The organism is Stenotrophomonas sp. Steno-Z2 (assembly GCF_056393235.1).
The window spans coordinates 120,343-146,162 of sequence record NZ_JBWJOY010000004.1 but is presented as its reverse complement, the minus strand read 5'-3'; the positions used below and the strand labels follow the sequence as shown (position 1 = coordinate 146,162).

Sequence of the window (25,820 nt, the reverse complement as noted above, 5' to 3'; positions counted from 1 at the left end):
CGCCGGCGCGCCGCACGGATGACGGAAGTCCCGGCGTCCCTGTATGGTCGCGCCATGATCGAACCTCCCCGCCTTCCCGCCGCGCCGTCCGCCACCGCGGACGACTGGCAGCCCCTGCCGCGCCGCGGCGCGCCTTTCGCCGCGATCGGCGCCGGGCTGGCATCGATGTTCACCCTGCTGCTGGCGGGCGGCGCGCTGTCGCTGGTGCTGCGCAACCCCTGGTGGCTGCCGACCGCGCTGATCGCCGCCGCCGTGGGCCTGCTCGGCGGCGCCTGGATCGGCTGGCGCCGCCATCGCCGCACCTTCTGGCGGCTGGACGCGCAGGCGCTGGGCGTGCGCCGCGGCCACCTGTGGCAGAGCGAGAGCCACGTGCCGGTATCGCGCGTGCAGCACCTGGACCTGCGCCGCGGGCCGTTGCAGCGGTCCGCCAACCTGGCGACGCTGGTCGTGCATACCGCCGGCACGCGCATGAACACCGTCGCCATCGCCGGCCTTGCCCAGGACGACGCCGAGCGCCTGCGCGACCGGCTGGCCCGCCAGCTCGACCTCGACGACGCGCTGTGAGCCCGGCCGGAATGCCAGCAACGTCGCAGGAGCAGCGCCTGCACCCGTGGTCGTGGCTGTTCGAACTGCTGCAGCAGCTGCAGCAGTTCCTGTTGCCGCTGGTGGCGCTGCTGTTCTTCGGCAGCCGCCGCCAGGACAGCGAATGGCCGTTCCACCTGGTGACGCTGGCAATGATCGTGGCCTTGGCCGCCACCGCGCTGCTGCAGTACCTGACCTACCGCTACCGGATCGGCGATGACGCGCTGACCGTGCGCAGCGGCATCCTCGAGCGCACCCGCCGCGAAATTCCGTTCGCGCGCATCCACAACGTGGTGGTCCACCAGAACCTGCTGCACCGCCTGTTCGGCGTGGCCGAGCTGCGCCTGGAATCGGCCGCCGGCGACAAGCCCGAAGCGCGGATGCGCGTACTGCGCCTGGAACAGGCGCTGGAGCTGGAGCGGCTGATCCGCCAAGGCGGCAGCACCACCCCCGCCACGGCGGAGAATCCGCAGTCCGTCGCGCTGCTCGAACTGCCGCTGCCGGAACTGGTGCGGCTGGGCCTGATCTCCAACCGCGCGCTGGTGGTGGCCGCGGCCGCCCTCGGCGCGCTCTGGCAGATGTTCCCGCGCGAGGTCGCCGAGGACTTCGTCCGCGAGCAGGGACGGCAGGCGTTCGGCTATGCCAGCCAGCTGCAGCTGGGCACGTTCCCGCTGCTCGGCACCATCGCCCTGCTCCTGCTGCTGGCCCTGCTGCTGATGTGGCTGCTGTCCATCGCCCTGGCAATCGTGCAGTACCACGGCTTCCGCCTGGGCGAGGCCGAGCGCCGCCTCACCGTCGAGCGCGGCCTGTTCACCCGGCTGCGCAGCAGCGTCGCGCGCCGCCGCATCCAGGCCTGGACCCTGCGCGAGGGCGTGCTGCACCGCCTGTTCCGGCGCCGCCAGCTGCGCGTGGACATCGCCAGTGGTGGCGCCCAGGAGCAGGATGGGCGCGCGCTGAAGGAGCTGGCGCCGCTGGCCACGCCGGCCGCCTGCGACGACCTGCTGCGGCATCTGCTGCCCGGGGCGCAGTGGCCGCCGCCGCAGTGGCAGGCGGTGTCGATGCGCGGCTGGTGGCGGCTGTGCCTGCCGGCGCTGTTCGTCGTCGGCGCGGCGGCGACGCTGGGCTGGCGCGAGTTCGGCGCCTGGGGCCTGCTGCCCCTGCTGTGGCTGCCCTGGTCCGCGCTCAAGGCGCACCGCCAGGTCGCGCGCATGGGTTACAGCATCGACCCGCGGCGCGTGGCGATACGCGGCGGCTGGTGGAACCGCTGGTGGCGCGTGGCCGAGCTGGACAAGCTGCAGGCGCTGCGCCTGGACCGCTCGCCGCTGGACCACCACTTCGGCACCGCCACGCTCACCCTGGATACCGCCGGCGCCTCCGGTTCGCCACCGCTGCGGCTGCGTTTCCTCGACGAAGCCCGCGCCCACGAGCTGATGGAACAACTCGGGCGCGAGATGGCGCGGCGCAGGTTGCGCTGGTAAGCGCGCCGCCGGTGCGCGCCTGCGACCGCGACTACGACCGCGATGGCCCCCAATAGCCGAGATCGCGGCGGATCTGCAGCCCACGCCACATCGCGCCGAGCGGCTTGCGCTTGAGCGCTCCCAGCCGGCCGGCGATGAAATCCTCGGTGGCGGCGACCACCCGCTCGGACGAACGTCCGTCCCGGTACGGGTGGATCGAATCGGCATAGCGGATGATCTCCGCCATCAGTGCCGGTTCCGGCGACAGCGCGCGCGCCAGCATGGCCGGCAGTTGCTGCGGATCGTCGAAATCGAGCATGTGCGGCTGCGGCACGCGGTTGCGGAAGGTCACCACCGGCTTGTGCTGGACGATGAACTCCGAAACGATCGACGAGGTATCGGAAACCAGCACGTCGGCGGCGCGCTGCGCGGCCATCACCTGCTCCGGCTCGACGAAACGGGCGTTGCCGCCGGCCAGCGCGCGGTAGCGTGCGAACAGTTCCGGCGCGCACTTGGGGTGCAGGGTCAGCAGCCAGTAACGCTCGCCCTGGGCGATGTCCGCGGCGATGCTGTCGTACAGATGCGGCGCCGCGCTCAGGCGCTCGGTGAAGGTGGAGCCGAACAGCACCACCGGCCGGCCAGCGGCCGGCGCGCGCAGGGCGGCGGCCTGCCCGCCATCGTCGCGGAACAGCGGATCGAGCTTCGGCCAGCCGGTTTCCTTCACCGCGAAATGGCCTTCGCGCGCGGCCAGTTCCTGGAACGGCCGCGTCGTCGCCGGGCCCTGCGTGCAGTACAGGTCGAACAGGCCCCGTACCCGGAAATGGCCGCGGGCATCCTCGCGCTTCTGCACGTTGAAGCCATGGAACAGCTGCACCTTGGCGCCGGCGATGAACGGCGGCACCCAGTTGGCCGCGCTCAGCACCGCGCGCGGACGCATCGCCAGCGCCTGCTGCAGCCCGATCGACGGCACGCCTTCCAGGGCGGCCCCGGCCGCGCCGCCCTCGAACCAGGCCGCGACCTCGTGGCCGACCGCGTGCAACGCCTGCGCCAGAGGCGCGAGAATAGGCAGCGCATAGCGCTCCGTCGCAAACAGCAGGTATCCGGCCATCACCATGTCCTCTTCGACCGCTCCCACCGAACGGCCTCGCATCACGGCCTGCATTATCGCGTTCAACGAAGCCGCGCGCATCGGCGACTGCCTGGCCTCGCTGGCGTTCTGCGACGAGATCGTGGTGGTGGACTCGTATTCCAGCGACGCCACCGTGGCCATCGCCGAAGCCGCCGGCGCGCGCGTGCTGCAGCGCGCCTTCGACGGGTTCCGCAGCCAGAAGGCGTATTGCGTCGAACAGGCCAGCCACGACTGGGTGCTGTGCCTGGACGCCGACGAACGCGTGAGCGCGGAACTGCGCCGGAGCATCGAGCAGGCGCGCGACGCGGGTTTCGCCGCCGCCGGCTACCGCTTCGCCCGGCTGTCGGAGTACTTCGGCCGCTTCCTGCGCCACGGCAACGCCTATCCCGACCGTGTGCTGCGCCTGTTCGACCGCCGCCGCGGCGGCTGGCGCGGCAAGCGCGAGATCCACGAGGCCGCCAGCGTCGACGGCACCGTGCGCACGCTCCGCGGCGACCTGGTCCACTACCCGTACCGGTCCTTCGAGCAGCAGCTGGCCAAGACCCAGCGCTATGCGCGGATGATGGCCGAGCACGAATTCGCCCGCGGCAAACGCGCCACGCTCGGCAAGCTGGTGCTGGCGCCGGCCTGGCGCTTCTGGCGCGGCTGGCTGCTGCGCGGCGGCTTCCGCGACGGCTGGCACGGCCTGGTCTACGCCTATGTGCGCGCCAACTACGTGCGGCAGAAGACCATCATGCTGTGGCTGCTGCAGAACGGCCGGAACGTGGCCGACCCACCCCGCGATCAGCCCTGAGCGGCGACGGGCCGGGAACGCCCGGGCGCCGTGACCAGCGACAGGCCGGCAAGCACCCCGACCAGCGTGGCGTAGGTGCTCACGGTTATCTGGTGGGCGAACATCGACTGGGTCACGCCGCAGAGGAGGTAGGCGAGCACCACCATCACCCCGGCCGCGGCGGGGCCGCGGAATCCATCCGCGCCGCTGCGGCGGTGCAGGTGGACGAAAAGCCAAAGCGGCAGGCCATAGATGCACAGCAGCAGCAGCAGGCCCGGGATTCCCTGGGTCGCGCCCCACTCGGCGACGTCGTTGTGCGCATGCCCCAGATGGCAGCGCGCCTCCACTGCCTGCGGCACGCGGCAATCCGGCAGGCGCTGCATGGCGGTGTCGAAATTGCCGATGCCCACCCCGGTCCACGGGTGCTCGCGGAAAGTGTCCCATGCCACCTGCAGCCGCTCCAGGCGCGCGCCCGCGGACGAATCCACGTCACCGGCCTCGATGCGCTGCACATCGCTGTGCAGCTCGCTCAGGCGGGTAAGCTCGCGCAACTGCGGGACCGTCAGCACCAGCGTGGCGGCGACCAGCAGCAGCCCGGCCAGCGAGGCCAGGCGGAGGCGCCCGCTGCCCCGGCGTATCGACAGCGCCATCGCGACCAGCAGGGCAAGCAGCGCCGGCCATACGCCGCGGCTGCCGCTGAGCAGGATCACCCCGCCACCGGCCGCCATGCCCAGCGCGATCCAGCCCCAGCGCCCCGGCGGCCGGCAGAACACCAGCAGGATCATGAGCACCAGGGTGACATCGGCCAGCACGATGGCATTGGTCCAGGCCTCCGCACGCGGCCAGCCGTGGGCGACCTGGTAACCGGCGATGGCCAACGTCGCGAACAGGCCGGACAGCGCGCCCCACCACAGCGCCTCCAGGCGGGGGCGGAACGCGCATACCCAGAGCAGCACCCAGGGTGTCGCCAGGAACCGGGTGCGATACCCCTCGTCCCTGAATCCGTCGGCGAGCTGCCACGACGACGCCAGCGCCGAAGCCAACGCGGCCACGGCCAGGGCCAGCAGCAGGCATCCGACGACACCGCCGCGCGCGCGCGCCAGGCGCGGGAACCCCCAGAGACTGGTCACGAGCAGCACCACCGCAAAGGGAAGCGCATTGAACGGCGTGCTCACCATCGCGGCAGGCAGCAGGAACAGCCCTGCCGACGCCAGCATGCCCAAGGCGTCCTTCCGCTCGAGATCAGCGGTTGCGCTATACGTCGGATTGCGTGCCATCCCTGCCACTCTGGTGTCGAAGCCATGAACCATTCCCTACCGGCCAGACACCGGGAAACGGACCCTCCCAAGCTCCCGGAAACCACTCCCGCCCGGCAGCCGGCGGACGATACCACGCCTGTATAATTCCCCACCGGCCGTATCCCTCCGGCGTCCTTTCTTTCCCATGAAACGAATCCTGGTAACCGGCGGCGCCGGCTTTCTCGGCTCGCATCTGTGCGACCGCCTGCTCGACAACGGCCACGACGTCCTCTGCGTGGACAATTTCTTCACCGGCAGCAAGCGCAACGTGGCGCACCTGCTGGGGAACCCCGGCTTCGAGCTGATGCGCCACGACGTGACCTTTCCGCTCTACGTCGAAGTGGACCGCATCTTCAACCTCGCCTGCCCGGCCTCGCCCGTCCATTACCAGCACGATCCGGTGCAGACCACCAAGACCAGCGTGCACGGTGCGATCAACATGCTCGGCCTGGCCAAGCGCCTGGACGCCCGCATCCTGCAGGCCTCCACCAGCGAGGTGTACGGGGATCCGGAAGTGCATCCCCAGCAGGAGGGCTATTGGGGCCGGGTCAACCCGATCGGGCTGCGCAGCTGCTACGACGAAGGCAAGCGCTGCGCGGAGACGCTGTTCTTCGATTACTTCCGCCAGCACGGGCTGGACATCAAGGTGGTGCGCATCTTCAACACCTACGGCCCGCGCATGCATCCCAACGACGGCCGCGTGGTCAGCAACTTCATCGTGCAGGCGCTCAAGGGCGAGGACATCACCATCTATGGCGACGGCAGCCAGACCCGCAGCTTCTGCTACGTGGACGACCTGATCGACGCCATGGTCCGCATGATGGACAGCGAGCGCGGCTTCACCGGGCCGGTCAACATCGGCAACCCGGGCGAGTTCACCATGCTGGAGCTGGCCGAAAAGGTGATCACGCTGGTGGGAGGCGGCTCCAGGCTGGTCTTCCAGCCGCTGCCGGAGGACGACCCGAAGCAGCGGCAGCCGGACATCGCGCTTGCGCGCTCGGCCCTGGACTGGGAGCCGAAGGTGGCGCTGGACGACGGCCTCAGGGAGACCATCGCCTACTTCCGCCGGGTGCTGGCGGCATGAGCACCATGGCCACCACCTTCTCCGTCGTCATCACCAGCTACAACTACCTCCAGTTCGTCGTGGAGGCCGTGGAAAGCGCGCTTGCGCAGACGCGGCCCGCCGCGCAGGTCATCGTCGTGGACGACGGCTCCACCGATGGCTCGCCGGCCATGCTGCAGGAGCGCTACGGCGCCGACCCGCGCGTGACCCTGCTGTTCGGCGAGAACGAGGGGCAGCTGGCGGCCTTCCAGCGCGGCGCGGCGGCCGCCACCGCCGACGTGGTCTGTTTCCTGGACGCCGACGACCGCTGGAAACCGCAGTACCTGGAGAAGATCGGCGCGGTCTACGACGAGCGCCGCGATGTCGATTTCGTGTTCAGCGACCTGCAGACCTTCGGCATCGACAACCAGGACATCCTCTACGAGGACAGCAAGGCGCCGATCGACCTGGGCTACACCGCGATCAGCACCTATTTCTTCGTCACCTGGTATGGCGCCCCCACCTCGGCGCTGTCCCTGCGCCGGCGCTGGGCGGACACCGTGCTGGACCTGCCGCACAGCTTCCGCAGGCAGTGGAAGCTGTGCGCCGACGCCTGCCTGGTCCATGGCGCCAGCATCCTCGGCGCGCGCAAGTTCTACCTGCCCACCGGCTGCGTCGAATACCGCACCCACGGCAGCAATGGCTGGTGGGCGACGCGGCAGCAGCCCGCCTCCCTGTACCTGAACGGCCTGCGCAACTACGGCATCGTCCGCCACTACGCCTGGCGCAGCGGGCTGGACGACAACTGCAGCGTCCACAGCAAGAACGAGTACCGCACCAAGCCCGCGCCGACGCGCAAGGAAAGGAAGCGCTACGCGTCGCTGGCCCTGCGCGGCGATGGCCCCTGGTGGAAACGCTACGAACGCGCCGTCGGCATCCTGCTGGGCCGCAGGCGCGGCCGCCGCTGACGGGCGGAAACCCCGGCGTCGCCGGGCGGCGCCAGGCAGCTCAGGGGCAGGATACGGCCCGGGTACGGAAGCGCCCGGGCAGGTTGTGCAGGAACCAGCGCACGTCGAGCTTGAGGCGGTAGCCTTCCCGCGCCAGCCAGCGCCACGGCCCGACGGACTCCTTCTGTCCCTGGCGCGACCGGATGATCGACTCGAAGCTTTCGTCGCTGCTCACCAGGCCGGGCCTCAGCCCCAGGCACTCCACGCCATGCAGCCAGGCCAGGTCCATGTAATCGTCGACCGGCAGGATCCATTCGTCCGCATGCCTGAGCAGCCGCTCCGCCGCCGCGGGGGCCAGGTAATAGCCGAACGTGCACAGCGGGCTGCGCCAGTAGCGGTGGAGCACGAAATCGCCGAAGCAGCACCAGGGCTCGCTGGGCCGGTCGGCCGCATGCAGGCGGAAATACCCGATTTCCTGCGGCAATTGCCGCAGGTCTGCCAGAAGCCCGGGCAGGCGCGGGTCGATGACGATATCGTCTTCCAGGACGATCATCGGCTGCCCGCTTTCCAGACAACGCTGCCAGAGCAGGTAGTGGCTCGCCCAGCAGCCGATCTCCCCGGGGCGGAACGGCCTGCCCTTGCGCAGCAGCCGCTTCCTTTCGGCCACGTGGCCGAACAGCGGATGGGGCTCGCGCCCGTTCACCGCTTCGAAGAACTGGAACCGCAACCCCAGCGCGGCTGCCTGGCGCTCCATCGAAAGCCGCCGGTCGGCCGACGCCGGCAGGTTGATCACGTATATCGGCAGTTCGCTCGTGGGCCGAGGCATGGGAACACTTCAGGATGGGGGGAATGACGACGCGGACCAGACAGCCGGCTGTCTGCGATCCATCACGCCAGCGGTCCAGCTGGCGGCTTCACATGGCCCGCAGCTTTCTTCACAAGCATTGCACAGGCGCCGGGACGCCGACGTGAATGGACGGGCAAACGCTCCATCCGCGCCTGCCTGGCAGGACCAGCTACCGGACCTTCACCAGTCGCGCCTGGAAGAAGCCATCGGCCTCCTCTTCGCCGGGCAGGCGCTGGCGGGTTCCCGCATCGCCATGGCCGAAGGCTTCCGGCAACGCTTCGATGCGCGCGTCCGCCGTGCGCGCGAGGAAGGCGGCGATCTGCTGCTGGTTCTCGCGGCGCAGGATCGAGCAGGTGGCGTACAGCAGCACGCCTCCCGGCGCCAGCACCTGCCACAGGGCGTCGAGCAGGCGTGCCTGCTGGGCGACCAGCGCATCGATGTCGCCGGGACGGCGGTGCAGCAGCACGTCCGGCTGGCGGCGGACGACGCCGGTGGCCGAACACGGCGCGTCCAGCAGCACCGCCTCGAAGGGCGCCCCGTCCCACCAGGTGTCCAGATCGGCCGCGTCCGCCGCGCGTACCTGCGCCGACGCGCCCACGCCGGTACGGTCGAAAGTCTCGCGGATGCGCTGCAGGCGCCGCGCGTCCACATCCAGCGCCAGCAGGCTCAGGGTCGGGTCGCGCTCGAGCAGGTGCGCTGCCTTGCCGCCGGGAGCGGCGCAGGCGTCAAGCACCCGCGCACCCGGCTTCGGCGCCAGCGCGTCGGCCACCTGCTGCGCCGACAGGTCCTGCACCGACACCGCGCCCTCGCCGAAACCGGGCAGGCTGGCGACCGGCACCGCGACCGGCAGGCGGATCGCATCGGCGGCCAGGGCCGAGGCCTCGGCGCCGATGCCGGCATCGCGCAGCTGTTCGAGGTAGGCCTCGCGCGCCTGCCGCTGCCGGTTGATCCGCAGCCACAGCGGCGCCGGCTGCAGGCTGGCCGCGAACACCGCGTCGGCCTGCGCCGGCCAGTCCCGGCGTACCTGTTCGCGCAGCCACACCGGCCATGCATCTTCGGCGCGGGCGGCGGGGAAGCCCTCGCGCTGCGCCCGGCGCAGTACCGCGTTGACCAGGCCGGCCTGGCGCTCGCGCCCCAGCGCGCGCGCCGCGTCGACCGTGGCCGACAGCGCGGCATGGGCCGGCAGTTCCAGCGCGTCGAGCTGGGCGAAGCCGGCCAGCAGCAAGCCCTTCAGGGCGCCGTCGCGCGGCCCCAGCGGCTTCTGCAGCCACTGCCGCAGCGCCTGCTCGTACACCGCGCGGCGCCGCAGGGTGGCGAAGCAGATGGCCTCCAGCAGGGCGCGGTCGCGGCCGTCGTCCAGCTTCGGCAGCGTGGCCGCCAGTTCCGCCTTCAGCGAACGGCCACGGCCGATGACCGCCGCCAGCACCTTGGCGGCCAGCAGGCGGGTCTGCACGCCCGGTTGCTGCGCGGCGCCGCCGTTCCACGGCCCGGATGCCGAAACCGCCATCCGTCAGCCCTCGACCGGCAGGTCGCGGCGGGCATTGAGGTAATCGGCGGCGGTGATCGCCTTGCCGCCCTCGCGCTGCACCACGCGCAGGCGCAGCGCGCCCCGGCCGCAGGCGATGTCGATGCCCTCGCGGGACGCGCCGATCACCGTGCCCGGCGCCCTGCCGCGGTTGTCGTCGATGACCACCGCGCCGTGGATGCGCACGCGCTCGCCCGCCAGCGTGGCCTCGGCCACCGGCCACGGATTGAAGGCGCGCACCCGCCGCGCCAGCGCGGCCGCGTCCTGGCCCCAGTCCAGCCGCGCCTCGGCCTTGTCGAGCTTGTGCGCGTAGGTCACGCCCGCTTCCGGCTGTACCTGCGGCACCGGCTTGAGCCCGGCCCGCAGCAGGCCCAGGCCGTCGGACAGTACCCGCGCGCCCATCTCGGCCAGGCGGTCGTGCAGCAGGCCGCCGGTGTCGGTGTCGGCGATGGCGGTGCGCTGGCTCAGCAGCACCGGCCCGGTATCCAGTCCGGCTTCCATCTGCATCAGGCACACGCCGGTCTCGCTGTCGCCGGCCTCGATGGCGCGCTGGATCGGCGCGGCGCCGCGCCAGCGCGGCAGCAGCGAAGCATGCACGTTCCAGCAGCCGTGGGTGGGGATGGCAAGCACCGCCCTGGGCAGGATCAGGCCATAGGCGACCACGATCATCAGGTCCGGCTGCAGGTCGCGCAGCTGCTGCTGGGCCTCGGCGGTCTTCAGGCTCTCCGGCTGGAATACCGGGATGCCGCGGGCGATGGCGTCGAGCTTGACAGGCGACGGCATCAGGCCACGGCCGCGGCCGGCCGGGCGGTCGGGCTGGGTGTAGACCGCGACCACCTCATGGTGGCGCGCGGCCGCGCCGAGCGAGGCGACGGCGAACTCCGGCGTACCGGCAAAAACGATTCTCATGGCATTCCAACTCCCGGAAAGAACGACGGCGCCGGAGGTCGGCGCCGTGCGATGCGCAGGTGCGCGATCCCGGCCACGCCGGGACGGCGACGGCTCAGGCGACGTGCTTGCGCTGCTTGGCCAGCTTCTTGCGCACCATCTCGCGCTTGAGCGGCGAGAGGTAGTCGATGAACAGCTTGCCGTCCAGGTGGTCCATTTCGTGCTGGATGCAGGTGGCCAGCAGGCCGTCGGCGGCCAGTTCCTGCTCGCGGCCCTCGCGGTCGAGGAAACGCACGACGATGCTGTCGGCGCGGGTCACGTCGGCATAGATGCCGGGCACCGACAGGCAGCCTTCCTGGTAGACGCGGCCGCTTTCGCTGGCGCTGGCGATCTGCGGGTTGATGAACACCTGCGGCGCGTCGTGCTCCTCGCTGACGTCGATGACCATGAAACGCTTGTGCACGTCCACCTGGCTGGCGGCCAGGCCGATGCCGGGGGCGTCGTACATGGTCTGGAACATGTCGTCGAGCAGCTGCTGGAAGGCCGGCGTGGTGACTTCGGCGGCGTCGACCGGGGCCGCCTTGGTGCGCAACCGCGGGTCGGGGAATTCGAGAATGGGCAGGAGGGCCATGGGTGCTCCGGATGGCAGATGCCGCACAATTCGGCAGGACGTCCCAATTCTAGCGCCTGCGCTTGCCCGGCGCCCCGTGTTCTGCACTATAGTGCGCGGACCTGTTGGGGAATCAGGCAGATTGCAGCCATGCTGAAACAATTACGTACGGTCGCCGCCGTCGCGTTGCTGACCGTGACGACCTATGCCGTGGCGGTGGAGACGGGCGCCACCCATCCCGACACCTATGTGGTGCGCAAGGGCGACACGCTCTGGGACATCGCCGCCCGTTTCCTGAAGAAACCCTGGCTTTGGCCGGAAATCTGGCAGGCCAACCCGCAGGTCAAGAATCCGCACCTGATCTACCCGGGCGACGTCCTGAGCCTGGCCTATCTGGACCGGGTGCAGGGCACGATCCAGCCGGGCAGGCGCGACGAGGCGCCGATCAATGCGATCCCGCTGGCCGAGGTTGAACCGTTCCTGAAGAACCTGACCGTCATGGACAGCTTCAAGGAGCTGCCCTACGTGGTCGGCCTGGAAGACAGCCGCATGCGCGGCAGCGCCGGGCAGCAGGTCTATGTCCGTGGCCTGCAGAACGGCCAGCCGGGCCAGCGCTATGCCGTGCTGCGGCCCACGGTCCGCTATGGCCAGCCCAGGCCCAGCGACGACCTGGACGAGCGCGGCAACACCACGCCGTTCACCGGCGACCTGTGGAAGAGCTACGTCGCCAGCAGCGACCGCCACGAACTGCTGGGCTATGAGCTGGCCCAGGTCGCGGTCGGCACGCTGAGCCGCGTCGGCGGCGGCGAGCACGAAGCCTCGACCCTGCTGCTGCAGGACAGCGGCCGCGAAGTCCGCGCCGGCGACCGCCTGGTGCCGGTGCAGGCCAACCCCTACGACCTGCAGTTCGTGCCGCACGCGCCCCGCACCACGGTCGCCGACGGCTACCTGCGCGTGCTGGCCGTCGCCGACACGTTCACCTCGGGGGGACCGCGCGACGTCATCGCCATCTCCGGCGGCGCCCGCGACGGCATCGACAACGGCACCGTGTTCTCGGTCTGGCGCAGCGGCCGCCATGTCAACGACCGCGTGGCCGGCATGGCGACCTCGCGCGCGGACGACGCGCTGAAGCCCGGCGCCGGCCGCGTATCGCTGCCGGCCGAATACGCCGCGCATGCGATGGTGTTCCGTACCTTCGACAAGGTCAGCTATGCGCTGGTGATGGAAGGCACCAAGCCGGCCCGCGTCGGTTACGAACTCAGGCATCCGGACGCCCAGTAAGCGTCGCGGCGCAGTCCTACGCGGCAACACGACGGCGCCCCAGGGCGCCGTCGTCGTTTCCGGGCCAGCATGTACGCATGCCAGCCCTTCCTGACGCCGCCGGCGGACGTGGCCACGAGGCCGAAGCCCTGCTGGCGCTGGTCCTGGCCGGCGGCCCGGCGCGGCCACTGCGCGATCTGCTCGACCACCTTGGCAACGCCCGCGACGCGCTGGCGGCCGGCCCTTCCGCATGGCGTGGCGCCGGCCTCGACCCGAACCAGATGCGGGCCCTTGCCGCTCCGGCGTCCGCGCGCATGGAGCAGGCCTGCCGCTGGCTGGAGCATCCGCGGCACCACCTGCTCGGCTGGCGCGATGCCGACTACCCGCCCCTGCTGCGCAACTGCCCGAATCCACCGCTGGCCGTGTTCGTCGACGGCGACCCGGCGCAGCTGTGGCAGCCCGCCATCGCCGTCGTCGGCAGCCGCAACCCCAGCGCGGCCGGGCGCGACACCGCCTACGCGTTCGCCCGCGCGCTGTCGGCCAGCGGCCTGCGCATCGGCAGCGGCCTGGCCGCGGGCATCGATGCGGCCGCCCATCGCGCCGCGCTGGACGGGGGCGGCGGCACGTTCGCGGTGATAGGCACCGGCCCGGACCTGGCCTACCCGCGCCGGCACGCCCCGCTCCAGGCGCAGATCGCCACCAGCGGCGCGGTGGTCAGCGAATACCCGCCCGGCACGCCGCCGCGCAACGGCCAGTTTCCCGCCCGCAACCGGCTGCTGGCCGCGCTGTGCCTGGGCACGGTGGTGATCGAGGCCGCCGAGCGCTCCGGCGCCCTGATCACCGCGCGGCTGGCGGCCGAGGCCGGGCGCGAGGTGTTCGCGGTGCCCGGTTCGATCCACAACCCCATGGCGCGCGGCTGCCATCGCCTGATACGCGACGGTGCAATATTGGTGACACAGCCCGCCGACATTCTTGAAGGCGTGGCCAATCTGGCCGGCGAACTGGCAGGCGCCTTGCAAAACCGGTTGCTGACCCCCATTCCGGATGCGCCGGGCGCCCCTTGCCCGGCCCCCACCCCACCGGACCCGGACTACCAGCGCTTGTGGAATGCGCTGGGCCACGACCCAACCGGTATGGATTCGCTGATCACACGCACTGGATTGACGGCCAGCAGGCTGTCCTCCATGCTGCTGGTCATGGAACTGGAGGGAAAGGTGTCGTCCGCATACGGCTGCTACACCCGCACCTGAGGTTCCTTCACCTCCACAGCGCCGCATGGCGCAGGCCGAGGGCAATGAAAGAGAGCATCCTGGACGTCCTGCTGTATCTGTTCGAACACTATTTCAGCGAGGACGCCGATCTCATAAGAGACCGCGACTCCCTGCAGAACGGCCTGATCCAGGCCGGTTTCAGCCCCACCGAAATCAGCAAGGCCTTCGACTGGCTCGATGCGCTGGCCGAGCAGCGGCCGGCCGTGGGCCAGGCGCGCGTGGACGGGCCGGTGCGCATCTTCCATGGCCCGGAGCTGGACAAGCTGGACGTGGAGAGCCGCGGTTTCCTGTTGTTCCTCGAACAGCACGGCATCCTCGACGCCGACCAGCGCGAACTGGTGCTGGACCGGGCGATGGCGCTGGACCAGGACGAACTGGACCTGGACGACCTCAAGTGGGTGGTGCTGATGGTGCTGTTCAACCAGCCGGGCGCGGAAGCCGCCTATGCCTGGATGGAAACGCAGATGTTCGTCGACGAACCCGAGCCGCTGCACTGAAGCAGGCGCGGTAACACCCTGCCCCTCCTCCGTGGGGAGGGGCGGAGCGCGCTGCAGGAATCACCCGCAATCCCGACGGGGGGAACGCGACGCCACGCGTCAGGGCGGAAACCGGAGCGCGGCTGCCTGGCAGACTGCATGTAACCCGCCCCATCCCCTCATCCGCCCGCGGTGCATCGTTCCGCGGCGGCGGCAGAAGGGAAAACCGTCGCGCACCCGGTGCGCTCCTACGTGGATGAGCACAAGGAATCTTCCATGAGCCAGTGGTTCTATGCCGAGGGCAACCGCGAACGCCGCGGCCCGCTGCCTGCGGCGAACATCGCCGAACTGTTCCGCTCCGGCCGCATCGCCGCCGACACCCTGGTCTGGCGCGAGGGCGCCACCGACTGGCGGCCGCTGCGCGACTTCGCCGCCGAACTGGGGCTGGACATGCCGGCAGGCGCGCCGCCGCCCTCCGCGCCGCCGCTGCCGCCCGCGGTGCAGCACGTGCACGTCGTCGCGCCGGCACCACCGCCGCGGCCCGGGCTGTCCGGCTGCGCCATCGTCGGCATCATCGCCGCGGTGGCGGGCATCGCGCTGCTGGCGATCGTCGGCATCCTCGCCGCGATCGCGGTGCCGGCCTACAACAGTTACCTGCTGCGCTCGAAAACGGCGATCGCGTGGGGGCAGCTGCAGCCGCTGACCCACGAGGTGGCCCGATTCGCCACCGCCAACGGGCACTGCCCGGTCAACGGCGACGATGGCTTCGACAGCCCCGGGAGCTATGCCGCCGGCGATGTCGCGGAGGTGCGCATCGGCCGGTTCGACAATGGCCACTGCGGCCTGGAAGCGCGTTTCCGGGCGCCAGGCAAACAGGCGCTTGACGGCAAGCACCTCTGGCTCGACTACGATATGCAGACCGCCACCTGGGCCTGCAGCTCCGACGTGGCGGACAAACAGCATCTGCCAGCCAGCTGCCGCGGCTGAGCCGGAACGAACAGAACCTTACGGGGAATATTGATGAGTCAGTGGTATTACGCCGATGCCCGGCGCGAGCGGCATGGGCCGGTCGAAGCCGACACCCTCCGCGACAAGTTCCGCAGGAACGAACTGGACCTGTCCACGCTGGTCTGGCGCGAGGGCATGCCGCAGTGGCAGCCGCTCTCGGCGATGGCCGAGGAACTGCAGCTGCTGGTGCAGCCCGACGCCGGCAACGGCATCGACCTGCGCGCCGACTACCAGGCCATCGAGGACGGCACCGCCGTGGCGAAGGCCAGCGCGGCCGCGGCCATTGCCGAATCGCCCTATGCGGCGCCCGGCAGCACCATGGCGGGCGAGACGGTGATCAACGGCGGCGAGATCGTCTATGCCGGCTTCTGGAAGCGCGTTGCGGCCTATTTCATCGACAGCCTGGTCGTCGGCATGGTCGGCGGCGTGATCGCCATGGTCATCGGCATGGTGCTGGGCATCGGCATGGCCGGCCTGGGCGGCGGCAGCGATGCCATGGGCGCGGGCTTCATCGCGATCCAGCTGCTGACCAACCTCATTTCCATCGGCCTGTCCGCCGCCTACTACGCCGGTTTCCACGCCTCGTCCGGCAAGGCCACGCTGGGCAAGATGGCGGTGGGCATCAAGGTGGTACGCAGCAACGGCGAGCGGATCAGCATCGCGCGCGGCATCGGCCGCTATTTCGCCGCGATGCTCAGCGGCCTGATCCTGTGCATCGGCTACCTGATGGCCGCCTTCACCGAGCGCAAGCAGGGCCTGCACGACATGATCTGCGACACTTTGGTGGTGGATAAATGGGCGTTCACCGACCACCCGGAATGGCAGCAGCGCGGCCTGGGCACGGTAACCATCGTGATCCTGTCGCTGTTCGGCGTGCTGGTCCTGGTGGGCACCGTCGCGCTCCTGGCGGTGATCGGCATTGCCGCCTCCCGGTTCAGCTGAGTCACGGGCTGCCGCTTGACAACGGCGGCCTCTCCGTGATTTCTCTGGACAAGGAAAGCTGAACGCCCGGGCCCTGCCCGGGCGTTGCGCATATCCGGATCGGCCGTCTCGGCTTCACTAAAGGGCGCGTTTGCGCCACCCTAGCGCCCCCACCGGGGCCCTCCCCCCGCAAGAATCCACTGACATGCCCAAGCACCTGCTCATCGTCGAATCGCCCGCCAAGGCCAAGACGATCAACAAATACCTCGGCAAGGACTTCACCGTCCTGGCCTCGTATGGGCACGTGCGCGACCTGGTCCCCAAGGAAGGCGCGGTCGATCCGGAGCGTGGCTTCGCCATGCGCTACGACCTGATCGAGAAGAACGAAAAGCACGTCGAGGCCATCGCCAAGGCCGCCAAGGGCGCCGATGACATCTACCTGGCGACCGACCCGGACCGCGAGGGCGAGGCGATCAGCTGGCATATCGCGGAAATCCTGAAGGAACGCGGGCTGCTGAAGGACAAATCGATGCAGCGCGTGGTGTTCACCGAGATCACCCCGCGCGCGATCAAGGAAGCGATGGCGCAGCCGCGCGCCATCGCCGACGACCTGGTCGACGCCCAGCAGGCGCGGCGCGCGCTGGACTACCTGGTCGGCTTCAACCTCTCCCCGGTGCTGTGGCGCAAGGTGCAGCGCGGCCTGTCGGCCGGCCGCGTGCAGAGCCCGGCGCTGCGCATGATCGTCGAGCGCGAGGAGGAGATCGAGGCGTTCAAGGCGCGCGAGTACTGGTCCATCGAGGCCGACTGCGCGCATCCGACCCAGCATTTCTCGGCCAAGCTGATCAAGCTGGACGGGCAGAAATTCGAGCAGTTCACCATCACCGACGGCGACACCGCCGAGGCCGCGCGCCTGCGCATCCAGCAGGCCGCGCAGGGCCGCCTGCACGTCACCGACGTCGCCAGCAAGGAACGCAAGCGCCGCCCGGCGCCGCCGTTCACCACCTCCACCCTGCAGCAGGAAGCCTCGCGCAAGCTCGGCTTCACCACGCGCAAGACCATGCAGGTGGCGCAGAAGCTGTACGAGGGCGTGGCGATCGGCGAGGAAGGCACGGTCGGCCTGATTTCCTACATGCGTACCGACTCGGTGAATCTGTCGCAGGACGCGCTGGTCGAGATCCGCGACGTGATCGCCCGCGACTACGGCACCGCCTCGCTGCCGGACAAGCCCAACACCTACACCACCAAGAGCAAGAACGCCCAGGAAGCGCACGAAGCGGTGCGCCCGACCTCGGCGCTGCGCACCCCGGCGCAGGTCGGCAAATATCTGACCGACGACGAGCGCAGGCTGTACGAACTGATCTGGAAGCGCGCGGTGGCCTGCCAGATGATCCCGGCCACGCTCAACACCGTCAGCGTCGACCTGTCCGCCGGCAGCGAGCACGTGTTCCGCGCCAGCGGCACCACCGTGGTGGTGCCCGGCTTCCTGGCCGTCTACGAGGAAGGCAAGGACAGCAGGAATGCGGAAGACGAGGACGAAGGCCGCAAGCTGCCGGCGATGAAACCCGGCGACAACGTGCCGCTGGAACGCATCGCCGCCGAGCAGCACTTCACCCAGCCGCCGCCGCGCTTCACCGAAGCGGCGCTGGTCAAGGCGCTGGAGGAATACGGCATCGGCCGGCCCTCGACCTACGCCTCGATCATCCAGACCCTGCTGTTCCGCAAGTACACCGAAATGGAAGGCCGCAGCTTCAAGCCCACCGACGTGGGCCGTGCGGTGAGCAAGTTCCTGTCCAGCCACTTCACCCGCTACGTCGACTACGACTTCACCGCCAGGCTCGAGGACGAGCTGGATGCGGTGTCGCGCGGCGAGGAAGAATGGGTGCCGCTGATGGAGCGCTTCTGGGGCCCGTTCAAGGAGCTGGTCAGCGACAAGAGCGAATCGCTGGACCGCACCGATGCCGGCAGCGCGCGCGTGCTCGGCACCGACCCGAAGAGCGGCAAGGAAGTGAGCGCGCGCATCGGCCGCTTCGGCCCGATGGTGCAGATCGGCACCGTCGACGACGAGGAAAAGCCGAAGTTCGCCTCGCTGCAGCCGGGCCAGAGCATCTATTCCATCTCGCTGGACGACGCGCTGAAGCTGTTCGACATGCCGCGCAGGCTCGGCGTGGATGCCAACGGCGAGGAAGTGAGCGTGGGCATCGGCCGCTTCGGCCCGTTCGCCAAGCGCGGCAGCACCTACGCCTCGCTGAAGAAGGAGGACGATCCGTACAAGATCGACCTGGCCCGCGCCATCTTCCTGATCGAGGAGAAGGAAGAGATCGCGCGCAACCGCATCATCAAGGAATTCGAGGGTTCGGACATCCAGGTGCTCAATGGCCGCTTCGGCCCCTACATCAGCGACGGCACCCTCAACGGCAAGATCCCGAAGGACCGCGAGCCGGCCTCGCTGACCCTGGCCGAGGTGCAGCAGCTGATGGCCGAGACCGGCAAGCCGGCGCGCAAGGGCTTCGGCGCGAAGAAGGCCGCGGCCAAGAAGACCGTGGTGAAGAAGACGTCGGTCAAGAAGGAGGCTGCGCCGAAGAAGGCGGCCGCCAGGAAAGCGCCGGCCAAGAAGGCCGCGACCAAGAAGACCGCAACCAAGAAGGCCGCCAAGAAAACCGTCGTCAAGAAGGTCGCCAGGAAGCCGGCGGCCGACGACGCGCCCCCGTTCTGAAACAGGCGATCCCCCGCTGCCGGCCCGGCAGGGGGATAATCGCTGTCCCCGCACCAGGCCGCCACCGGGCGGCCTGATGCGTCTGGCCTCCCTGCAAACCCGCGCCTGCCGCCGCGGGAACGAACGGTGTCCCGATGCTTGAACTCGATCTGCAGAACGTCGTCCCCGCGCTGCGCGCCGGCGGCGTCATCGCCTACCCGACCGAAGCGGTCTGGGGCCTGGGCTGCGACCCGGCCAACGAAGCGGCGGTGATGAAGCTGCTGGCGCTCAAGCAGCGGCCGGTCGAGAAGGGCATGATCCTGGTCGCCGCCACGGTGGCGCAGCTGGACGGCTGGGTGCGGCTCGATGCCCTGGCCGAAGACCGCCGCCAGGCCGTGCTCGACAGCTGGCCCGGGGCCAATACCTGGATCGTCCCGGCCGGCCCGCTCGCCCCACGCTGGATCACCGGCGAGCACACCGGCATCGCCGTGCGGGTCAGCGCGCATCCGCGGGTGCGCGCCCTCTGCGAAGCCTGGGGCGGCCCGCTGGTCTCGACCAGCGCCAACCTCGCCGGCCAGCCGCCGGCGCGCGCGCGCGACCAGCTCGACCCGGCCCTGCTCGACCGTCTCGACGGCCTGCTCGACGGCGCCACCGGCGGCCTGGCGCAGCCCACCCGCATCCGCATCGCCGCCACCGGCCAGGTGCTGCGCGACTGAGGCCAACTCACCGTCGGTGCGGGACTCGCCCCGCACGGAGCCTCACCGGCAAAGCCCACCGCGCCCTGCAACGCGCTCCTACACGCCGCCGTCCACCATATGCGGCACCATGGCGCCATGCGCGCCTGCCTGCTCCTGCTTGGCATCCTGGTCCTGCCGCCCGCCGCCGGGCTGGCCGCCGGGCCGCCTGCAGCCGACAACGTGCGCGTTTACCGCTGCGTGGCCAGCAATGGCGCGGTGGCACTGCAATCCACACCCTGCGACGACAACCACCGCCAGCAGGTGCTGGACATGCAGCGTCCGCAGGATCCGCCGCCGCGGCCACCGCCGGCGCCTGCCGCGCCAGCACCCGCACCGGTCGAGCGCGAGGTCCGCATCGTCACCGTGCAGCCGCCACAACCCCTGTACGAGTGCATCTCACCGGACGGCGAGCGCTATACCAGCGAGGACGGCGTGGGCAATCCGCGCTGGGTGCCGCTGTGGGTCGGCGGCTACGCCCCGCGCACGCGCATCGGCGGCAGCATTTCGGGCAGCGCCACCGTGGGCTCCGGCAGCCTCTCCATCCAGGGCGGGCGGCCGGGCCACGGCCACCCCCATCCCCACCCCGGCGGCGCCGCGGTCGCCACCGGCACCTGGGTGCGCGATACCTGTCATCCACTGCCGCAGCAGGAGGTGTGCGCGCGCCTGCGCGACCGCCGCTGGGAACTGGTGCGCCGCTACAACAGCGCCCTGCAGAGCGAGCGCCAGGCGCTCACCCGCGAGCAGCGCGGCATCGAGGCGCGCATGGACCGCGATTGCGGCGGCCATTGAGCGCGGCCGTCGCCGGCATTGATCTGCCGTGACCGCTCTTCGTGGTAGAGAATCGGGCATGGGGGGGGCAACGGCTGCGGCACGCGGCATCGCGGGCAGCCACCGGAGAAGGGACGATGAGAATCCACCTGATCGCAGCAGCCCTGCTGGCCTCCGGCGCCTCCGCGCCGGCATGGGCACAATGCCTCGAATGCGCCCAGCAGATGTTCCAGGCCACCCTGACCAGCAACGTCTGGTACAACATCAACCAGGACCAGATCGACCAGACCCGGAGTGGGGACGCCCGCAACGGCCTCTGTTATGACGCCAACCGCCATCTCGCCGGCTGCCGGGAAACGGCGGCGGCGGGCGTTCCAGGGCCGGTCGCCGACCAGGCCGAAGGCGCCGTCATGGCCGTGCTCGGCGCCGAGTACCAGCGACGCGTCCGGTCCGTGGGCGCCGGCAATGCCAACGCCTGGTTCAACAAGGCCGCCGGCGATGTCGGCAGGCAGGTAGCGGCGTTGAACGCGGATTACCGGCAGCGCGCCGCGGCGGACGAGCGCGCAGCCGGCGCCTGGTACATCGGCAGTGCGCGCCGGATCGCGCAGGACCAGGTCGCCGCCAGGCCGGGGACCGGGCCCGGCGACAACACCCGGGTCGATGGCATCCCTGCGGCGACGCGCGAACGCGCCGAGAACGCGACCTTCGCCGTACTCGAGCCCGGGATCGCCCGCCTGGAAAAGACCCAGGGGAAGGCGAAGGCGATCGAATGGGCGCGCGCCATGGGCACGGCGGTCGGCAGCGGCGTCAGGAACCTCGCGCCCGAGTACGCGCAGCGCGAACGTGCCGACGGACGCGCCCGCGCCGACGAGTGGTACGTCGACCAGGCACGGCGCCTGGCCCTGCACCAGGTCGCCCACGACGGCCGTTGAGCGCTGGTTTCATGCGGCGGACCCTACGGCGGCGATGGAGCACCCGCCTGTCCTGGTGCCTTCCCTCAAGGCGTGCGCGCAAGCCCGAGGCGATGATCCGGGCGTGGTGCCGCTCTGCGTCAGAACCCGTAGCGCAGGAAGCCGCCGTCCACCGCGATGCACTCGCCGGTGACGTAGCTCGACGCCGGCAGGCACAGGAACCCCACCGCCGCGGCGACTTCCTCCGGCTCGCCGATGCGGCGCATCGGGGTGCGCGCGATCACCTCGTCGTAGTAGTCCGCGTCGGACAGCGGCCCGGAGGTACGGCGGGTGCGGATGTACCACGGCGCCACCGAATTCACGCGGATGCCGTCCTCGGCCCATTCGCAGGCGAGGTTGCGGGTCATCTGCTGCAGCGCCGCCTTGGTCATGCCGTAGACCACGCCGCTGCGCACGTGGGTGATGCCGGAGACGCTGCCGACGTTGACGATGGCCGACGCGGCGTGGCGCGTGAGCAGCGGGTAGGCGTAACGCGACAGCTCGAACGCCGAGAACAGGTTGGTCTCGAAGATGCCGCGCCACTCGTCCTCGCTGTAGTCGTTGGCCGGCTTGGTGATGTTGCCGCCGGCATTGTTGACCAGCAGGTTCAGGCCGCCGTGGTCCTCGACCCAGTCCAGGATCGCCTGGCGGTCCTCGTCGTCGGCCACGTCGGCGGACAGGCCATGGATCTCGCGGTCGGGGAATTCGTCAGCCAGGTCGTCGCGCGCCTGTTCCAGCGCATCGGCGTCGCGCGCCACCATCAACAGATCGGCGCCGAAACCGAGCAGTTCGCGCGCGATCGCCAGGCCGATGCCGGCACTGGCGCCGGTGATCAGTGCGGTCTGTCCGTCCAGCCGCCAGCGGTTCGTGTTCATGCGCGAAGGATACCGCCGCACCGGCCGCGGGTCAGGTTCCGGCGGCCGCCCTGTGTCAGGATGTCGCCAGCCTGCACTGGAGCATGTCGATGGATGTCCGTCATTGCCTGTTGCTGTTGCCGTTGATCCTGGCCCTGCCCGCCGGCTGCAGCAATCCGCAGCCGCCGGAGACCGAACGCCGGCCCGATCCGCAGGCCGCGGCGATGCGCAAGGCCATCGCGCAGCCGCTGGCGGAAGCCAGGGCCGCCGCGGCGGCGACCGAAGACGCGGCCAGGACCGGGCAGAAGGCCCTCCAGACGGCGGACAGCGCCCCGTAGATTGCCCCCTGTGCGCGTTCGGACGCACCGGGAAAACCGCCTCCCACGAACGACAACGCCGCCCGGGGGCGGCGTTGCCAGGTCACGCGGCGGTGCTGATCACAGTCCGCAGAAGCAGTAGGCCAGCGCCTTCACCGGCGCGCCGTTGCGGTCCTTCACCGCGTCCTCGACGAAGCGCAGCTGGGTGTCCATTTCCGGCAGCGTGCGCGCCAGCATCATCCGCGCCAGGCCCGAATCGGACAGCATCCAAGCGCCGGCGCGGCTGCCGGCGAAGCCGGTCATGAACTGCGCGAACGGCGTGGCCGCCTTCTCGATGTAGTTCACGCGGTACTTGTCCGGCCCGCCCAGCTTGGCGCGCGTGGCGGCGTCGGCCACCGCGGCCTTCAGGCCGCCGAACTCGTCCACCAGCCCGCGTTCCTTCGCCTGCGCACCGCTCCACACACGGCCGCGCGCCACTTCGTCGATGGCCTCCACGCTGCGGTCGCGCGCCTGCGCCACCTTGCCGGTGAAGTCGGCGTAGCCCTTGTCGATGACCGACTGGATCACCCGGCCCACGGCCGGGTCCATCGGCCGGGTGACGTCGAACGCGCCGGCGAAGCGGGTGGTGCCCACGCCATCGGTGTGCACGCCGATCCTGTCCAGGCTGCGCGCGAAGTTGGGGATCATGCCGAAGATGCCGATCGAGCCGGTGATGGTCGATTCATCGGCATAGATGCGGTCGGCGTTCATGCTGATCCAGTAACCGCCGGAGGCGGCCATGTCGCCCATCGACACCACCACCGGCTTGCCGGCGGCCTTGAGCGCGTCCACCTCGCGGCGGATCTGCTCGGAGGCGAACACCTCGCCGCCGGGCGAATCCACGCGCAGCACCACGGCCTTGACGTCATCGTCGTCGCGCGCGGCGCGCAGCAGGGCCGAGGTGGAGACGCCGCCGATGCGGCCGGCCGGCAGGTCGCCGCCGGCGATCTCGCCCTCGGCCACCACCACCGCCACCTGCGGGCGGCTGTCGATCGGCGAACGGCGCGCATCGACCTGGGTCAGGTAATCGCCCAGCGCGATCTGGCGGAAGCCGCCATCGGCATCGCTGTCGGCCACGCCGCGGTCGGCGAGCAGCGTTTCCACTTCCTCGCGGGTCTTGAGCCCGTCCACCAGCTTCTGCTGCAGGGCGAAGCGCGCCAGGTCGCCGCCGGCGGCGGCGATGCCCTCCGGCAGGGTATCGATGCCGGCGGCCAGCTGCGCGGCATCGAGCTTGCGTGCCTTGGCGACATCGCCCAGGTAGCGCTGCCACACGTCGTTCATCCAGAACAGGTCGGCTTCCTTGGCCTGCGGCGAAGCGGCGTCGAGCACGTAGGGCTCGGCGGCGGACTTGTACTCGCCCACCTTGAACAGGTGCACGTCCACGCCCAGCTTGTCCTGCAGGCCGCTGCGGAAATACTGGCGGTAGCGGCCCAGGCCCTCCAGCAGCAGGCTGCCCATCGGGTCCAGGTAGACCTCGTCGGCCTGCGCGGCCAGCAGGTACTGCGACTGGCTCATGTTCTCGCCGAAGGCGACCAGCTGCTTGCCGGAAGCGCGCAGCTCCCGCAGCGCCACGGCCACTTCGCGCATCGAGGCGAAGCCCGAGGGCTGCAGCTTGTCCAGCTCCAGCACCACGCGCTCGATCTTGCTGTCCTCGCGCGCGGCGTCGATGGCGCGGACCAGGTCGCGCAGCTGGATTTCCTCGGCGTTGTTGTCGCCCACCAGCTTGGCCAGCGCGCGGCTGACCGGGTCGGTGCTGTACTGCTCGACCAGCCGGCCTTCCGGCGCGATCACCAGGGTGGTGCGGTCCTGCAGCACCTTGGCCGACGAGGCGCCCTTGCCCATCGCCACCATGAGCACGATCAGCACCAGGAACAGCAGGCCGAAGAACAGCAGGTTGAGGATCAGCCGCCGGGTGAAGTTCATCACGTCCCACAGCCCGACGAAGAAGCTGGCGATGGGGTTGCGGCGGGGCAGCGGTGGGGGATTCATGGACGCTCCATAAGGGGCTTGTTGCAACGCAGGATACCCATAAGCGGCGGGGCCGGCATGGGCTTCAAGTCAGGGTGCCGCGCGGTGGAAAAGGCGCTGGCTGCTGACCCGCAGGCGCCAGCCCATCAGCACGGCGGCGGCGGTCAGGCCCATGATCAGGCCGATCCACATGCCCTGCGGCCCCCAGCCCAGGCCCAGGCCCAGCCCGGCGCCGAGCGGCATGCCGACGCCCCAGTACGCGAACATGGCGATGAACATCGGCACGCGCGTGTCCTTGAGCCCGCGCAGCGCGCCGGCCGACAGCACCTGGATGCCGTCGGGGAACTGGAAGGTGGCCGCGTACAGCAGCAGGGTGGAGGCCAGCGCGGCCACGGCCAGGTCGTCGGTGTACAGCCGCACCACCGCGTCGTGGCCGAGCAGCAGCACGGTGATGGACAGCATCTGGGTGACCAGCACGATGGCATAGCCGGCCCAGGTGGCGCGGCGCACGCCCAGCGGATCGTTGCTGCCCACCGCGTGGCCGACGCGCACGGTGGTGGCCTCGGCCACGCCCATCGGGATCATGAAGCACAGCTGGGCGACGTTGATGGCGATCTGGTGCGCGCTGGCCTCGACCGCGCCGATGCGGCCGATCAGCAGCGCGGTGATGATGAACAGACCGCCCTCCATCAGCACGGTGATGCCGATCGGCAGGCCGGTGCGCAGCAGGTCCCAGATCGCGCGCCAGCGCGGCGGTTCGAAATGCCCGAACAGCCGCAGGTGAGCGAAGCGCCGGGTCTTCCACAGGTAGGCGGCGAAGCACAGCGCCTGCACCCACATCGTCACCGACGAGGCGATGCCCAGGCCTTCGGCGCCCAGTTCGGGAAAACCGAACCGGCCGTTGCACAGCACATAGCCCAGCGGCCCCAGCACCAGCAGCCCGCCGAAGCCGAGCAGCATGGTCGGCAGCGTCCAGTGCATGCCTTCGCTCAGGTAGCGCATGCAGAAGTACAGCGTCAGCGCCGGCACGCCCCAGCGGATGGCGTGCAGGAAGCTCGTGGCGCCGGGCACGATCTCCGGCGCGATGCCGAAGGCCGGCAGGAACGCCGGCACCACGCTGAGGAAGGCGAACATCAGCACGCTCAGGCCCACGCCCAGCCACAGCGCCTGGCGGAACAGCGGGCCGATGTCGCGCTCGCGGCCGGCGCCGTGCAGCTGCGACACCGAGGCGGTGAGCGAGATCAGGGTGCCGATCGGCACCAGCATCGGCAGCCACAGCAGGGCGGTGCCGATGCTGACCGCGGCGAAGGTATCGGTGCCGTGGTGGCCGGCGATGGTGTTGTCGACGAAGGCGATCAGGCCGGTGGATACATGGCCCAGGACCAGAGGCAGGGCAAGCAGCCCGGTGGCGCGCACTTCCTGGCGGAAGCGCGGCGTGGCGGAGAGGGTGGACATATGGGGA

General features: G+C 70.3%; 24 protein-coding genes. 15 read left to right on the top strand and 9 right to left on the bottom strand.

Going from position 1 to position 25,820, the window contains the following annotated elements:
• The first annotated feature begins 54 nt into the window (after positions 1-54).
• Together AC06FP_RS11280 and AC06FP_RS11275 are read left to right on the top strand one after the other, a co-directional pair.
• Positions 55-564: a PH domain-containing protein gene (locus AC06FP_RS11280; protein WP_478075552.1), complete on the top strand. Its 510-nt coding sequence runs from the start codon at positions 55-57 to the stop codon at positions 562-564.
• A gap of 11 nt (positions 565-575) precedes the next feature.
• On the top strand, positions 576-2,060 hold the full coding sequence (locus tag AC06FP_RS11275) for a PH domain-containing protein (RefSeq protein WP_478075551.1): 1,485 nt from the start codon (positions 576-578) through the stop codon (positions 2,058-2,060).
• Between the two features lie 31 nt (positions 2,061-2,091).
• Here AC06FP_RS11275 and AC06FP_RS11270 read toward each other — a convergent pair whose 3' ends face one another.
• On the bottom strand, positions 2,092-3,150 hold the full coding sequence (locus tag AC06FP_RS11270; RefSeq protein ID WP_478075621.1) for a CDP-glycerol glycerophosphotransferase family protein: 1,059 nt from the start codon (positions 3,148-3,150) through the stop codon (positions 2,092-2,094).
• A gap of 1 nt (position 3,151) precedes the next feature.
• Between AC06FP_RS11270 and AC06FP_RS11265 the strand changes: the two genes are divergently transcribed.
• On the top strand, positions 3,152-3,961 hold the full coding sequence (locus AC06FP_RS11265; RefSeq protein WP_478075550.1) for a glycosyltransferase family 2 protein: 810 nt from the start codon (positions 3,152-3,154) through the stop codon (positions 3,959-3,961).
• Here the strand turns inward: AC06FP_RS11265 and AC06FP_RS11260 are convergent.
• Positions 3,952-5,217 (bottom strand): O-antigen ligase family protein, encoded by a 1,266-nt coding sequence (locus AC06FP_RS11260; RefSeq protein ID WP_478075549.1) that lies wholly within the window; start codon positions 5,215-5,217, stop codon positions 3,952-3,954. The two genes, AC06FP_RS11265 and AC06FP_RS11260, sit on opposite strands and share 10 nt — an antisense overlap.
• A 166-nt stretch (positions 5,218-5,383) precedes the next feature.
• Here AC06FP_RS11260 and AC06FP_RS11255 point away from each other — a divergent pair, with 166 nt between their 5' ends.
• Together AC06FP_RS11255 and AC06FP_RS11250 are read left to right on the top strand one after the other, a co-directional pair.
• Positions 5,384-6,322, top strand: coding sequence for a UDP-glucuronic acid decarboxylase family protein (locus tag AC06FP_RS11255; RefSeq protein WP_456117943.1), 939 nt, complete (start codon positions 5,384-5,386; stop codon positions 6,320-6,322).
• Positions 6,319-7,248 (top strand): glycosyltransferase family 2 protein, encoded by a 930-nt coding sequence (locus AC06FP_RS11250; RefSeq protein ID WP_478075548.1) that lies wholly within the window; start codon positions 6,319-6,321, stop codon positions 7,246-7,248. The genes AC06FP_RS11255 and AC06FP_RS11250 overlap by 4 nt, the downstream gene beginning before the upstream one ends.
• A gap of 40 nt (positions 7,249-7,288) precedes the next feature.
• Here AC06FP_RS11250 and AC06FP_RS11245 read toward each other — a convergent pair whose 3' ends face one another.
• The 4 genes from AC06FP_RS11245 to def form a co-directional block, all read right to left on the bottom strand.
• Positions 7,289-8,020: a glycosyltransferase family 25 protein gene (locus tag AC06FP_RS11245; protein ID WP_456117941.1), complete on the bottom strand. Its 732-nt coding sequence runs from the start codon at positions 8,018-8,020 to the stop codon at positions 7,289-7,291.
• Between the two features lie 223 nt (positions 8,021-8,243).
• A complete protein-coding gene (gene rsmB, locus AC06FP_RS11240; RefSeq protein WP_478075547.1) occupies positions 8,244-9,581 on the bottom strand; it encodes a 16S rRNA (cytosine(967)-C(5))-methyltransferase RsmB in 1,338 nt (445 codons plus the stop codon).
• A 3-nt stretch (positions 9,582-9,584) separates the two neighbouring features.
• Positions 9,585-10,508: a methionyl-tRNA formyltransferase gene (gene fmt, locus AC06FP_RS11235; RefSeq protein ID WP_478075546.1), complete on the bottom strand. Its 924-nt coding sequence runs from the start codon at positions 10,506-10,508 to the stop codon at positions 9,585-9,587.
• Between the two features lie 94 nt (positions 10,509-10,602).
• Complete coding sequence (gene def / locus AC06FP_RS11230) at positions 10,603-11,118, bottom strand: peptide deformylase (protein WP_456117938.1); 516 nt, start codon at positions 11,116-11,118, stop codon at positions 10,603-10,605.
• A gap of 129 nt (positions 11,119-11,247) precedes the next feature.
• Here def and AC06FP_RS11225 point away from each other — a divergent pair, with 129 nt between their 5' ends.
• The 9 genes from AC06FP_RS11225 to AC06FP_RS11185 all read left to right on the top strand — a co-directional run bounded on the left by AC06FP_RS11225 (position 11,248) and on the right by AC06FP_RS11185 (position 21,162).
• Positions 11,248-12,378, top strand: coding sequence for a LysM peptidoglycan-binding domain-containing protein (locus tag AC06FP_RS11225; RefSeq protein ID WP_456117937.1), 1,131 nt, complete (start codon positions 11,248-11,250; stop codon positions 12,376-12,378).
• A 77-nt stretch (positions 12,379-12,455) separates the two neighbouring features.
• Positions 12,456-13,607 carry a DNA-processing protein DprA gene (dprA, locus tag AC06FP_RS11220; protein WP_478075545.1) on the top strand — a complete coding sequence of 384 codons (1,152 nt, stop codon included), beginning with the start codon at positions 12,456-12,458 and terminating at the stop codon, positions 13,605-13,607.
• Between the two features lie 44 nt (positions 13,608-13,651).
• Positions 13,652-14,125: a DUF494 family protein gene (locus AC06FP_RS11215; RefSeq protein WP_054668528.1), complete on the top strand. Its 474-nt coding sequence runs from the start codon at positions 13,652-13,654 to the stop codon at positions 14,123-14,125.
• A 255-nt stretch (positions 14,126-14,380) separates the two neighbouring features.
• Positions 14,381-15,091 carry a GYF domain-containing protein gene (locus AC06FP_RS11210; protein ID WP_478075544.1) on the top strand — a complete coding sequence of 237 codons (711 nt, stop codon included), beginning with the start codon at positions 14,381-14,383 and terminating at the stop codon, positions 15,089-15,091.
• Between the two features lie 33 nt (positions 15,092-15,124).
• Positions 15,125-16,054, top strand: a complete 930-nt coding sequence (locus tag AC06FP_RS11205) for an RDD family protein (protein ID WP_478075543.1) — start codon at positions 15,125-15,127, stop codon at positions 16,052-16,054.
• A gap of 184 nt (positions 16,055-16,238) precedes the next feature.
• Positions 16,239-18,746, top strand: coding sequence for a DNA topoisomerase I (locus AC06FP_RS11200; RefSeq protein WP_478075542.1), 2,508 nt, complete (start codon positions 16,239-16,241; stop codon positions 18,744-18,746).
• 134 nt (positions 18,747-18,880) lie between these two features.
• Complete coding sequence (tsaC, locus tag AC06FP_RS11195; protein ID WP_478075541.1) at positions 18,881-19,441, top strand: L-threonylcarbamoyladenylate synthase type 1 TsaC; 561 nt, start codon at positions 18,881-18,883, stop codon at positions 19,439-19,441.
• Positions 19,442-19,558: 117 nt separating this feature from the next.
• Positions 19,559-20,251 (top strand): DUF4124 domain-containing protein, encoded by a 693-nt coding sequence (locus AC06FP_RS11190; protein WP_478075540.1) that lies wholly within the window; start codon positions 19,559-19,561, stop codon positions 20,249-20,251.
• A 116-nt stretch (positions 20,252-20,367) separates the two neighbouring features.
• Positions 20,368-21,162, top strand: a complete 795-nt coding sequence (locus tag AC06FP_RS11185) for a hypothetical protein (RefSeq protein ID WP_478075539.1) — start codon at positions 20,368-20,370, stop codon at positions 21,160-21,162.
• A 119-nt stretch (positions 21,163-21,281) separates the two neighbouring features.
• Here AC06FP_RS11185 and AC06FP_RS11180 read toward each other — a convergent pair whose 3' ends face one another.
• A complete protein-coding gene (locus tag AC06FP_RS11180) occupies positions 21,282-22,055 on the bottom strand; it encodes an SDR family oxidoreductase (protein ID WP_456117928.1) in 774 nt (257 codons plus the stop codon).
• Positions 22,056-22,144: 89 nt separating this feature from the next.
• Between AC06FP_RS11180 and AC06FP_RS11175 the strand changes: the two genes are divergently transcribed.
• Positions 22,145-22,372: a hypothetical protein gene (locus AC06FP_RS11175; protein ID WP_478075538.1), complete on the top strand. Its 228-nt coding sequence runs from the start codon at positions 22,145-22,147 to the stop codon at positions 22,370-22,372.
• A 99-nt stretch (positions 22,373-22,471) separates the two neighbouring features.
• Here AC06FP_RS11175 and sppA read toward each other — a convergent pair whose 3' ends face one another.
• Together sppA and AC06FP_RS11165 are read right to left on the bottom strand one after the other, a co-directional pair.
• Entirely contained in the window at positions 22,472-24,379 is a 1,908-nt protein-coding gene (gene sppA, locus AC06FP_RS11170; protein ID WP_478075537.1) for a signal peptide peptidase SppA, read from the bottom strand.
• 69 nt (positions 24,380-24,448) lie between these two features.
• The gene (locus tag AC06FP_RS11165) at positions 24,449-25,813 is read right to left on the bottom strand and encodes an MATE family efflux transporter (protein ID WP_478075536.1); all 1,365 of its coding nucleotides are present in this window, start codon (positions 25,811-25,813) and stop codon (positions 24,449-24,451) included.
• Between the last annotated feature and the right edge of the window lie 7 nt (positions 25,814-25,820).

Coding starts and splice junctions, on each gene's coding strand:
- AC06FP_RS11175 (WP_478075538.1), top strand. CDS start 22,145: ATGGATGTCCGTCATTGCCTGTTGCTGTTGCCGTTGATCCTGGCCCTG.
- fmt (WP_478075546.1), bottom strand. CDS start 10,508: ATGAGAATCGTTTTTGCCGGTACGCCGGAGTTCGCCGTCGCCTCGCTC.
- AC06FP_RS11280 (WP_478075552.1), top strand. CDS start 55: ATGATCGAACCTCCCCGCCTTCCCGCCGCGCCGTCCGCCACCGCGGAC.
- AC06FP_RS11215 (WP_054668528.1), top strand. CDS start 13,652: ATGAAAGAGAGCATCCTGGACGTCCTGCTGTATCTGTTCGAACACTAT.
- dprA (WP_478075545.1), top strand. CDS start 12,456: ATGCCAGCCCTTCCTGACGCCGCCGGCGGACGTGGCCACGAGGCCGAA.
- AC06FP_RS11200 (WP_478075542.1), top strand. CDS start 16,239: ATGCCCAAGCACCTGCTCATCGTCGAATCGCCCGCCAAGGCCAAGACG.
- AC06FP_RS11265 (WP_478075550.1), top strand. CDS start 3,152: ATGTCCTCTTCGACCGCTCCCACCGAACGGCCTCGCATCACGGCCTGC.
- AC06FP_RS11180 (WP_456117928.1), bottom strand. CDS start 22,055: ATGAACACGAACCGCTGGCGGCTGGACGGACAGACCGCACTGATCACC.
- AC06FP_RS11190 (WP_478075540.1), top strand. CDS start 19,559: ATGCGCGCCTGCCTGCTCCTGCTTGGCATCCTGGTCCTGCCGCCCGCC.
- AC06FP_RS11205 (WP_478075543.1), top strand. CDS start 15,125: ATGAGTCAGTGGTATTACGCCGATGCCCGGCGCGAGCGGCATGGGCCG.
- AC06FP_RS11260 (WP_478075549.1), bottom strand. CDS start 5,217: ATGGCACGCAATCCGACGTATAGCGCAACCGCTGATCTCGAGCGGAAG.
- tsaC (WP_478075541.1), top strand. CDS start 18,881: ATGCTTGAACTCGATCTGCAGAACGTCGTCCCCGCGCTGCGCGCCGGC.
- AC06FP_RS11255 (WP_456117943.1), top strand. CDS start 5,384: ATGAAACGAATCCTGGTAACCGGCGGCGCCGGCTTTCTCGGCTCGCAT.
- AC06FP_RS11250 (WP_478075548.1), top strand. CDS start 6,319: ATGAGCACCATGGCCACCACCTTCTCCGTCGTCATCACCAGCTACAAC.
- rsmB (WP_478075547.1), bottom strand. CDS start 9,581: ATGGCGGTTTCGGCATCCGGGCCGTGGAACGGCGGCGCCGCGCAGCAA.
- AC06FP_RS11275 (WP_478075551.1), top strand. CDS start 576: ATGCCAGCAACGTCGCAGGAGCAGCGCCTGCACCCGTGGTCGTGGCTG.
- AC06FP_RS11210 (WP_478075544.1), top strand. CDS start 14,381: ATGAGCCAGTGGTTCTATGCCGAGGGCAACCGCGAACGCCGCGGCCCG.
- AC06FP_RS11185 (WP_478075539.1), top strand. CDS start 20,368: ATGAGAATCCACCTGATCGCAGCAGCCCTGCTGGCCTCCGGCGCCTCC.
- AC06FP_RS11225 (WP_456117937.1), top strand. CDS start 11,248: ATGCTGAAACAATTACGTACGGTCGCCGCCGTCGCGTTGCTGACCGTG.
- def (WP_456117938.1), bottom strand. CDS start 11,118: ATGGCCCTCCTGCCCATTCTCGAATTCCCCGACCCGCGGTTGCGCACC.
- sppA (WP_478075537.1), bottom strand. CDS start 24,379: ATGAATCCCCCACCGCTGCCCCGCCGCAACCCCATCGCCAGCTTCTTC.
- AC06FP_RS11165 (WP_478075536.1), bottom strand. CDS start 25,813: ATGTCCACCCTCTCCGCCACGCCGCGCTTCCGCCAGGAAGTGCGCGCC.